The organism is Pelatocladus sp. (assembly GCF_059505505.1).
On record NZ_JCACKS010000069.1, the window covers coordinates 1 to 11,429 of the forward strand.

Here is an 11,429-nt window from a genome sequence, read left to right on the forward strand (position 1 = left end):
TTACCAGATTTTTGCTCTTCTCTAGCAAGTTTTACCGCTCTAGAAAAAAATCAATTACCAACAAAAATAATTCATTTATGGAATGTCGCACCTATAATTGAACATCAATTAGAACAAATTCAAAATTTAGGATTTTATAGTTTATTATTTATTGCTCAAGCTTTAGGTAGACAAGAAACTGCTAATAATTTTCAAATTACAGTTATTTCTAACAATATACAATCCGTGACAGGGACTGAATTGATTTGTCCAGAAAAAGCTACTTTACTCGGTCCAGTTAAAGTTATTTCTCAAGAATATACAAATATCAATTGTCGTAGTATTGATGTGATTCTTCCTCATAGAGGAAGTTGGCAAGAAGAACAACTTATAGAAAAAATATTGATAGAATTGACAGTTGATAATTCCGAAAAATTAATTGCATATCGGGGTTTAAATCGTTGGGTGCAGAGTTTTGAGCCAGTACGTTTTGATCAAGCTAAAATTGAAAAGTCTCGATTACGAGAAAAAGGAGTCTATTTAATTACAGGTGGACTCGGAGGTATTGGACTTGTTTTAGCAGAATACTTAGCTCGAACTTTACAAGCAAAATTACTGCTGGTAGGACGTTCTACTTTACCCAAAAAAAATGAGTGGTCTCAATGGTTATCCACTCATGATCAAAATGATAGTACTAGCTGTAAGATTCGCAAAATTCAAGAAATTGAAGACTTGGGTGCAGAAGTTTTAGCGATCGCTGCTGATGTTAGCAACACAGAACAAATGCAAAGTGCGATCGCTCAAGCTCAACAACAATTTAGTCAAATAAATGGCGTTATCCATGCTGCTGGAGTTCCTGGAGGAGGTGCAATTCAACGAAAAACTCCAGCAGAAGCAGAAAGTATTTTGGCTCCGAAGGTAAAAGGAACAATAGTTCTTGATGCTATTTTCAAAAATATTGATTTAGATTTCTTTATTTTACTCTCATCAAATAGTTCAATTGTTGCAGAGTTTGGACAGGTAGATTATTGTGCAGCGAATGCTTTCCTTGACGCTTTTGCTTACTATAATACTTCACAAAATACTCGATTTACTACCAGCATTAACTGGGACACTTGGCAAGAAGTAGGGATGGCTGTGAATACAGAATTACCCCAAAGACTCCAAAAATTGCGACTAGAAAATCTCAAACAAGGTATATTACCTGATGAAGGCGTAGATGTATTTCTGAGAGTTTTGGCAAATACAATACCTCAAGTTGTCATATCTACATCTGACTTATTAGATGTCCTCAAAAACTATAATTATGACAACCAAAAATTAGCTCTAGATTTTTTAGAAACAATCAATTCATCAAAATTAAAGTATCCTAGACCTGAACTAACTAACAATTATATTGCTCCGAGAAATGAAATTGAGCAAAAACTAGTTAATATTTGGCAAGAAGTTATTGGAATTGAACGTATAGGAATTTATGATAACTTCTTTGAACTTGGTGGTGATTCTCTCATAGGTATTCAACTTATTACTATTTTAAACCAGGAATTTCATTTAAATATTTCTGTCGCCAAACTGTATGAATGTCCAAATATAAATTCAATGGCGAAGATTTTCACACCTGAAGAACATCAAAAAAATACCTTTGAACAACGACTCAGTCGAGGACAAAAAAGAAGACAGATAAAAATGCAAAGCAACTAAAACACAAACTGAGTTTATTCTGGTTAAGAAAGTTATGATTAATGAAATAATACAAGAATCAACAGCAAATCCAGATATAGCCATAGTTGGGATGTCTGGTCGTTTTCCTGGTGCAAATAATATTGATGAATTTTGGCAAAATATCCAAAACAAAGTTGAGTCTATTTCATTTTTTTCCAATCATGACTTAATAGACTTAAATCTTGAAGAGGAAGTTTTAAATGACCCAAATTATGTGAAAGCAGCACCGATATTACCAGATATTGAACATTTTGATGCTAGATTCTTTGGTTACACTCCCAAAGAAGCCGAACTAATTGACCCCCAACATCGTCTTTTTATAGAATGTGCTTGGTCATCTCTTGAAAACGCTGGATATGACCCAGAAATCTATGAAGGTTTAATAGGGGTTTATGCTGGTGTTAGCACAAATACTTACTTTTTTAATAATATATATAATAACGTTAATTCCAGAGATATTTCTAACAACTATACTTTTAACAAAGATTTTTTGACCACAAACATTTCATATAAATTAAATTTAAAAGGGCCAAGTATAGGTATTCAAACTTACTGCTCTACTTCATTAGTTGCTTTACATTTAGCCTGCAAAAATCTACTTGATGAAGAGTGTGATATTGCTTTAGCTGGTGGAGTAACAATTATAGTTCCACAAAAGTCAGGTTATTACTATGAACAGGATGGAATTTTATCTCCTGATGGTCATTGTCGAGCCTTTGATGCTAAAGCCCAAGGTACCATTTTCGGCAGTGGACTTGGCATAGTTGTTTTAAAAAGATTAAAAGATGCAATAGCAGAGAGAGATTATATTCATGCGGTTATTAAAGGTTCAGCAATTAACAATGATGGTTCTTTAAAAGTTAGCTATACCGCACCTAGTGTAAATGGTCAGGCTGAAGTTATTGTAGAAGCTTTGGCAAATGCAGGAATAAATGCTGATGATATTTCTTATATCGAAACTCATGGAACTGGAACCGCTGCTGGAGATCCAGTAGAACTTGCAGCGTTGACTAAGGCTTTTCGTGCTTTCACACAAAGAAATGGCTTCTGTGCGATCAGTTCAGTCAAACCAAATATTGGTCATCTAGATATAGCGGCTGGTATAGCAAGTCTGATCAAAACTGTACAAGCGTTAAAATATAAAAAAATACCTCCTAGTATCAATTTTGAAGTTCCCAATCCTGAGATTGATTTTGTAAATAGTCCGTTCTATGTTAATACTAAATTAACCGATTGGGAAACTAACAATACTCCGCGGAGAGCAGGAATTAGTTCTTTAGGTTTTGGTGGAACTAACGCCCATGTAATTTTGGAAGAAGCACCAGTTGTAGAGATGTGCTATGGAACGTCTCTACAATCGCGCCCTTGGCAGTTGATATTAATATCAGCAAAAACTAGCACAGCTTTAGAAGCTGCGACTACAAATTTATTGACTTATTTTAAACATAATTTAGAGATAAATTTAGCTAATGTCTCTTATACTTTACAAATTGGTCGTAGAGCCTTTAACTATCGCCGGATGTTGGTATGTCAAAATCTTCAAGATGTTCTAAATATATTAGAAATACAAGACCAAGAACGGATTTTTACTGTATATCAAGAACATAGAGAACAGTCTGTTATTTTCATGTTTTCTGGACAAGGATCACAATATGCAAACATGGGTCGAGAACTCTACGAAGTCGAAGTAACATTTCGCAAAGATGTAGATACTTGTGCCGAAATTTTGCAACCTAACCTTGGTTTTGATATTCGTGATTTACTGTTTCCAAACTCAGAAGAAATGGAAACAGCTAACCAAAAACTACAACAAACAGCTTTTACTCAAAGTGCATTATTTGTAATTGAGTACGCACTCGCTAAATTATTAATATCATGGGGTGTGCTACCTGCGGCGATGATTGGTCATAGCATTGGGGAATATGTCGCTGCAACCATTGCAGGTGTATTTTCCCTTGAAGATGCGCTATTCATTGTGGCAAAAAGGGGACAACTGATGCAACAGTTACCGCTAGGAAGTATGTTAGCAATTCCGCTTCCAGAAAAAGAAGTGCAGTTGCTGATTCCGAACTCTATAGAAATCGCAGCGATCAACACCCGAAATTCATGTGTAGTTTCTGGAACAAAGGAAGCGATCGCCACACTAAAAAATCAATTATCTTCTCAAGGTCTTGAATGTCGCCTGTTACATACATCTCACGCGTTTCATTCGCAAATGATGTCGCCAATCTTAGAGGAATTTGTGCAATGTTTCAAAAAAATTAAATTGAATCCACCACGCATACGCTTTATTTCCAATGTAACTGCTAGTTGGATTACAGATGCACAAGCCACAGATTACAATTATTGGAGTCAACATTTACGACAAACTGTGAGATTTTCCGATGGAATATCGCAACTTTTAAAGCAGTTTACAGGTGTTTTTCTAGAGGTAGGTCCAGGACGAACTTTAAGCACATTAACCAAACAACATTTAGAGATCAATGCTAAACAAAATATATTAACTTCCTTACGTCATGTGCAAGAACAACAATCAGATATAAGCTTTTTATTGAAAACATTAGGTCAGTTGTGGCTCTTTGGTGTAGATATAGATTGGTCAGGATTTTATACCCACGAGCAGCGTCATCGTTTACCTTTACCGACTTATCCCTTTGAACGACAAAGATACTGGATTGATCCTAAATCCTCATCAACTTCTTTAAATAGTAAATTAGCAATATTAGATCAGAAACAAAATATTACCGATTGGTTTTATGTTCCTTCCTGGAAACGCTCTTTACTTACTCACTCATCCTCTGAGCAAGTAAAATCAAATCAAACAAAATGGTTATTTTTTGTAGATGATTTTGGAGTTAGTGAGGAATTAATTAAAGCATTAAAAAATCAAGATAATAATATAATTATAGTTAAGCCTGGAGAAAAATTTGAGAAAAAAGACGAATACATTTATACAATTAATCCATGCATAGGTCAAGACTATGATATTTTCTTTAAAGAGTTACTTGCTTTAGGAAAATTTACCCAAAATATAGCTTATTTTTGGAGTCTGAATAATTATAATAATTCTCATTCAAAGAATTACTTAGAATTCCAAAGTTTGTTATTTATATCACAAAGCCTTAGTAAACTCAAAATAGATCAAAGTTTACAACTCTGGGTTGTCTCTAATCATATTCAAGAAGTCGATGGCAATGAAATTATAGATCCAGAAAAGGCGACAGTGTTAGGTTTATGTCAGGTAATTTCTCAAGAAAATCCTCAGATAACCTGTCGGAGTATTGATGTTGCGTTAACTAACTACTTGAATGTAAAGGATAAAAAACACCAAGCTTATGAAAGTAAAATTATTGATCAACTTTTAAATGAATTCACGGCTGTATCCTCAGACTTAGTTGTTGCTTATCGTGGTTTACACCGTTGGGTACAAACATTTGAGCCAGTTCGCCTAACGTCAATAGTTGAAGAAAAACTACCATTGAAAAAACACGGTATTTATCTGTTTTTTGGTGGTTTAGAAAGTATTGAAGTTGTGCTTGCAGAATATTTAGCAAAAACTTTTCAAGCAGAACTTATATTTATCGAGGATTTAGCTTTTCCAGAAAAAGATGATTTATTGCAATGGTTGAAAACTCATGATCAAAAAGATGAAGTGAGTTGCAAAATTCAACAATTGCAAGCATTGGAGAACTTAGGCGCAGATGTTTTGGTAATTCGTATGGATAAAACTGATGAACAACAAATTCATCAAGTATTTTTATCTAAGAATATCGAAAAAATTAACGGAGTTATCTGCTCAACTGGAATAAAACGTGAAAAAATATTTGGTTCAATTCCAGAAATTGACAAGGTAGAGTCAGAAAAACTATTTGATTTTCAACGCTGTCAGATTACTGCATTAGCACAAGTATTACTAAATAAAAATTTAGATTTTTGTATCGTTTTTTCTTCATTGTCTTCTATTTTAGGAGGATTTGGATTAGGTTTATATTCAGCAGCTAATCATTTAATAGATACATTAGTTACTCAACAAAATAAAAATAATTATTTTCCGTGGTACACTATAAATTGGGATAAAACACAATTAAATCTTACTCCAAAATTAAAGCAGAAATCTGGACGAAAAGTAGCTATTGATGTAACAGAAACTATAGAAGTATTTAAAAGAATACTCTCTTTAGATCAAGGAACTCAAATTGTTGTTTCTACAATAGATATCAAGGCTAGGTATAATCATGCATTTAACCTTGATTATTATGCAGCAAATTCAAAATCTTCCAATCAATTATATTCATATCCACGCTATTCCAGACCTCAACTAAGTAATTCCTATATTGCTCCGAAAAGTGAGTTGGAAAAACAAATTACGCAAATATGGCAAGATGTACTTGGGATTGCAGAGGTTGGTATTTACGACAACTTTTATGAGTTAGGAGGAGACTCTCTCATCGCAACTCAATTAGTTTCTCGATTGCGAGCTAAATTTCCGATAGATTTACCATTGCGTGATCTTTTATTAAAAGCCATGATACCAGCCAAACAGGCAGAAATGATTGAGCAACTTCTGTTGGAAAAAATTGAACAATTATCCGAAGAAGAAGTAGAAGCTCTTTTAGCGAATAACTAACATCTGAATTACTTGATTGCAAACATTCATTTGACAACTGGAAAATAGTCTATGTCTCTGCTAACAAATATCCCCAACTATGAATCTATTGCTCGTTTACAGAACGAATTAAAGAATACACCAGAAGATTTATTGCAAGGTATAATACCTGCTTTAGACCAAATATTGTTATCTCAACTTCCTGTGGGAGCGTATATTCTTGAACTTGGTTGTGGTTGCGGACATTTAGCACAACAACTTAACCTCAGAGGATATAAAGTTACTGGAATCGATGCTTCTAAAGGACTGCTAAACTACGCTATAAACAACGCGCCTGAAAGTGAATTTATCCTTAGTGATATACGTCAGTTTGATTTACCACCAATGTTTGATGCGGTTTTGGCAAACGATGTTTTTCATTTTATCCAAAACAATGAAGATTTAACAATGGCATTTAAAAACGTATATGCTGCACTTCGAGATAATGGCGTATTTGTGTTTAATATACCTATAACAGACTGGCTGCATGAGACTGCTGAGAAAAACAATTTTAATATTGTCAGTATGAATGATGAATGTTCGTTAATAGAGCTATTTTACTACAAACCAGAAAAAAGGAGCTGGGAGATCAAAGTTACAGGATTTGAATTGATTGAAAAAAGTTGGCAGCGTTCAGATACAGTTTGGTTAAGAAAAGATCATTTTTTAGAAGAAGTTCAGTCCGCTTTGAAAAATGTCGGCTTTACAGATTTTAATTACTATAACACCAGAGAATTTGGAGAAACTGAAGACATAGCTTGTTTCGTTTGTCAAAAAACCTCTCTTAAGTAATACGCAAGTCAGTATAAGATTCAATATTTGTAATAGGTGCTACTCTGCGACAAGCGCTTATTACAAGCTAATTTTCAAGCTTTAATTTTATTTACATATAAATTAAATACGACTGCGATCGCCACAAAAAACTTTCATCATATACTAACAATGGATAAATATCGCTCTAATTTATCACCTGCAAAAAAAGCCCTCTTGGAAAAGTGGAAGGGAGGTAAATTTCAGGCTGATACTATTCCCAAACGTCAAATCTATCAGAATATTCCCTTATCTTTTTCTCAACAAAGACTCTGGTTTATTGACCAACTTTATCACGGGAGTTCTTTCTATAATATTCCCATTGCTTTTCATATTCAAGGAAAGCTAAATATTACCGCACTTCAGCAAAGCTTGAATGAAATCCTCAAGCGTCACGAAATTTGGCGGACGAATCTTATACTTGTAAATGGAGAGCCAATACAGAAGATTACACCGAATTTAACTTGGAATATACCTATTATTAATCTTGAGCATTTATCTGGTCAAGATTGGGAAGCAGAAGTTAAACAACTTGTAGCCAAGGAAGCAATAAAGCCATTTAATTTAGCTAAAGAACTTTTAGTTAGGGCAATTTTACTAAAATTAAATGAAGAAGAACATGTTTTGCTTGTAACCATGCATCACATTATCACCGATGGATGGTCTTGTGGTGTGTTCTTGCGAGAGTTATCAACCTTATATCCGGCTTTTTCTACAAATCAGCCTTCTCCCTTACCCCCACTGCCAATTCAATATGCAGATTTTAGCATTTGGCAACGCGATCGCATCCAAGGTGAATTCCTTGCAACCAAATTAAATTATTGGAAACAACAACTAAACGGTGAACTTCCTGTATTACAATTACCCACAGACCGTCCGCGACCAACCGTCACATCTTTTAATGGTGCCAAGCAATATTTTACATTATCAACAGCCTTAACTGATGCACTTAGGCAATTGAGCCTGCAAGAAGATGCTACTTTATTTATGAGCTTGCTGGCAGCATTTAATATCTTATTATACCACTATACAGATCAAGAAGATATCTTAATTGGTTCTCCAATTGCTAATCGCAACCGAGCCGAATTAGAAGGAATGCTGGGTTTATTTGTTAATACTTTGGTATTACGTAATAATCTCAGTGGTAATCCCAGTTTTCGCGAATTTCTACATCGAGTTCGTGAGGTAAATCTCGATGCTTATGCACATCAAGATTTACCTTTTGAGATGCTTGTAGAAGAGTTGCAACCCGAACGAGATTTGAGCCGAAATCCCTTTTATGAAGTCATGTTTGTCTTGCAAAATACTCCTACATCTGTACAGGAAGTGTCTGGATTGACCTTGCGTACTTTAGAGTTTGATAGCGGGACAGCTCAACTTGATATTTTTCTGTCGATGTTTGAATCGCAAGAGGGTTTAACAGGATGTCTGGAGTATAATACAGATATTTTCGATGCAATAACTATTAGCCAATTTCTCAACCATTTTCAGACTTTACTAGCAAATATTATTGCTAATCCAGAGCAGCGTATCTATAATTTATCTCTACTAAATACCTTTGAAAAAGAGCAATTATTATTTAAACTTAATCAAATTAGTGCAGACTATCAAAATGCATCTTTAAATCAATTATTTGAACAACAAGTTAAACGAACACCTGACTCTCTAGCATTAATTAGCCAGTCAAAATTACTAACATATCGTCAACTCAATCATAAAGTCAATCAGCTAGCACACTATTTACAAAAACAAGGCATAACTCAAGAAACTTTGGTTGCTATCTGTCTAGAACGCGACCTAGATATGGTAGTAGGAATTTTAGCCATCCTTAAAGCTGGCGGTGCATACATTCCTCTCGACCCAAGTTATCCAGTTGAGCGTTTAAAATTTATGCTCTCTGATTCTCAAGCATCGATATTAATTAGCCGCCATGAAATATTAGCAGAACTATCATTATCTTCAGCTAAAACTGTTTGCTTGGATATCCACAAAGACAAAATTGCTCAAGAAAGTTCAGAAAATCCAATTAACATTTCAAAACTTGATCATCTCGCTTATATTATCTATACATCTGGCTCAACTGGAACTCCTAAAGGTGTTCTTGGTACTCATCGCGGTACAGTAAATGGTTTACACTGGCTATGGAAAACTTATCCTTTCGACCCAGGAGAAGTTTGTTGTCAGAAAACAGCTATTAGTTTTGTAGATTCGATATGGGAAATTTTTGCCCCTTTACTCCAAGGGGTTCCTACAGTAATTATCAATAATGAAACTTTATTAGACCCACAATTATTTATAGAAACTCTAGTTCATTACAAAGTTACTCGTATTATACTTGTACCTTCACTACTGCGTTTACTTTTAGATAATTACAGTCATCTAACCGAGAAATTATTACAACTAAAACTTTGGATTAGTAGCGGGGAAACACTATCTATTAAATTAGTTGAAACTTTCCGAGAATTAATGCCATTTGCAAAATTAATTAACCTGTACGGTTCATCAGAAGTTTCCGCTAACGCCACTTACTACGACACCAGTTTATTACCGGATCAAGCAAACAGTGTCCCCATCGGTCGTCCGATTGATAATACTCAAATTTATGTGTTGAATCGCAATTTACAACCAACACCTATAGGAGTTATCGGAGAACTTTATATTGGTGGTGACGGATTGGCAAAGGGCTATTTACATCGTCCCGAATTAACCCAAGAAAGATTTATCGATAATCCTTTTATTTCTGAAAACAAGCTTTATAAAACAGGCGATTTAGTACGTTATCTCAAAGATGGTAATCTTGAGTATTTGGGTCGTGATGATGAGCAAGTAAAAATCAGAGGCTTTCGAGTAGAATTAGCTGAAATTGCAACTGTCATCACACAATATCCAGATGTCAAAGAATCTATTGTAATTACTGAAAAAGATGACCAAGAAAATCAGCTTTTAATAGCTTATGTCGTCATAGAAAAACAAAACATCACTGCACAACTGTTAACATATTTGCAACAAAAATTACCTAATTATATGCTCCCATCTGCCTTTGTGGTATTAGATGCGCTCCCACTAACACCCAATGGCAAAATAGACAAACGTGCGCTTCCCACACATAAACTTATTCGAGTAAATATTACTGAAAAAGTAATTGCTCCTCGTAATTTTACAGAATTATCATTAATAAAACTTTGGGAAAATCTCCTGAATACCAGTCCGATTGGAGTAAAAGATAATTTCTTTAATCTGGGTGGTCACTCATTTTTAGCTGTACGCTTAATGGCTAAAATTCAAGATATATTTGGACATAATCTGACTTTATCTACTCTTTTTGAAAATCCCACAATTGAGAAACTAGCTGCTATTGTCAGTCAGCCATTTCGTGAGAGTTTTAATTCTCCTTTGGTAGCAATTAATTCTTCTGGTTCTAAAATACCTTTCTTTTGTATGCATGGCGCTGGTGGAGGTATTAATCACTATATTAATTTATCCAGAAGACTTGGTGAAGATTATCCATTTTATGCCTTAGAACATAACCCTAACCAAGAAGAACTAGAAATTCTAACAGTAGAAGAAACAGCAAATTATTACTTGCAAGAAATTCGTCAAGTACAGCCAAAAGGCCCTTATCTTTTAGGTGGTCATTGTTACGGCGGTGTACTTGCTTTTGAAATGGCACAGCAGTTGCACAGAGAAGGTGAAACAGTAGATTTATTAGTTGTCATTGATGCCATACTTTCAGAAACACGCATTGAATGTACAAAAGATGACAATGCAAAATTTTTACTTCGCATGGCTGAATCGATAAAAACAGATAGTAATATAGATTTTTCACTTTCTTTTGAGGAACTTCGAGATTTATCACTGAATGAGCAACTTGATCTGATTAATCAAAAAATGAATTTTATCTTTAGTGATACGGAAATTAAAGATTTTATCCGTTATTACAAACTTTTCAAAGCTCATGTTCAAGCCATGCGAAATTATACACCACTTGTTTATGAGCAGTCTATAACTTTATTCCGAGCAAAAGAAGAGATTATTCATGATTTTGAAAGTCCAGAATTTCATAGTGATGATCCCTTGCTAGGTTGGGGTAAATGTTCTAGTCAACCTATTCAAGTTATGGAAGTTCCTGGGGATCATTTCTCAATTTTTATTGAGCCTCATATTCAGGAATTAGCTAAAAAGTTAAGAGTTTGTATTGATAATGCTGTATGGAATGTGAATAAGCTGTTCAGCATTTAAATTGGGTATAATAAAAAGCCGAATTCAGTAAAAA

4 protein-coding genes are annotated in these 11,429 nt (G+C 34.4%); all 4 read left to right on the forward strand.

The window, feature by feature from the left end; translation table 11 throughout:
- On the forward strand, window positions 1-1,680 hold a 1,680-nt coding region (locus AC5JMK_RS06665; RefSeq protein WP_495909693.1), incomplete at its 5' end, for an SDR family NAD(P)-dependent oxidoreductase.
- 34 nt (window positions 1,681-1,714) lie between these two features.
- Window positions 1,715-6,328: a type I polyketide synthase gene (locus AC5JMK_RS06670; RefSeq protein ID WP_495909694.1), complete on the forward strand. Its 4,614-nt coding sequence runs from the start codon at window positions 1,715-1,717 to the stop codon at window positions 6,326-6,328.
- 51 nt (window positions 6,329-6,379) lie between these two features.
- Entirely contained in the window at window positions 6,380-7,138 is a 759-nt protein-coding gene (locus AC5JMK_RS06675; protein ID WP_096679464.1) for a class I SAM-dependent DNA methyltransferase, read from the forward strand.
- A gap of 150 nt (window positions 7,139-7,288) precedes the next feature.
- Complete coding sequence (locus AC5JMK_RS06680; protein WP_495909695.1) at window positions 7,289-11,395, forward strand: non-ribosomal peptide synthetase; 4,107 nt, start codon at window positions 7,289-7,291, stop codon at window positions 11,393-11,395.
- Window positions 11,396-11,429 lie beyond the last annotated feature (34 nt).

What these genes read in the sequence shown, in the direction of transcription:
- AC5JMK_RS06670 (WP_495909694.1), top strand. Translation starts at nt 1,715, where the DNA reads ATGATTAATGAAATAATACAAGAATCAACAGCAAATCCAGATATAGCC.
- AC5JMK_RS06675 (WP_096679464.1), top strand. Translation starts at nt 6,380, where the DNA reads ATGTCTCTGCTAACAAATATCCCCAACTATGAATCTATTGCTCGTTTA.
- AC5JMK_RS06680 (WP_495909695.1), top strand. Translation starts at nt 7,289, where the DNA reads ATGGATAAATATCGCTCTAATTTATCACCTGCAAAAAAAGCCCTCTTG.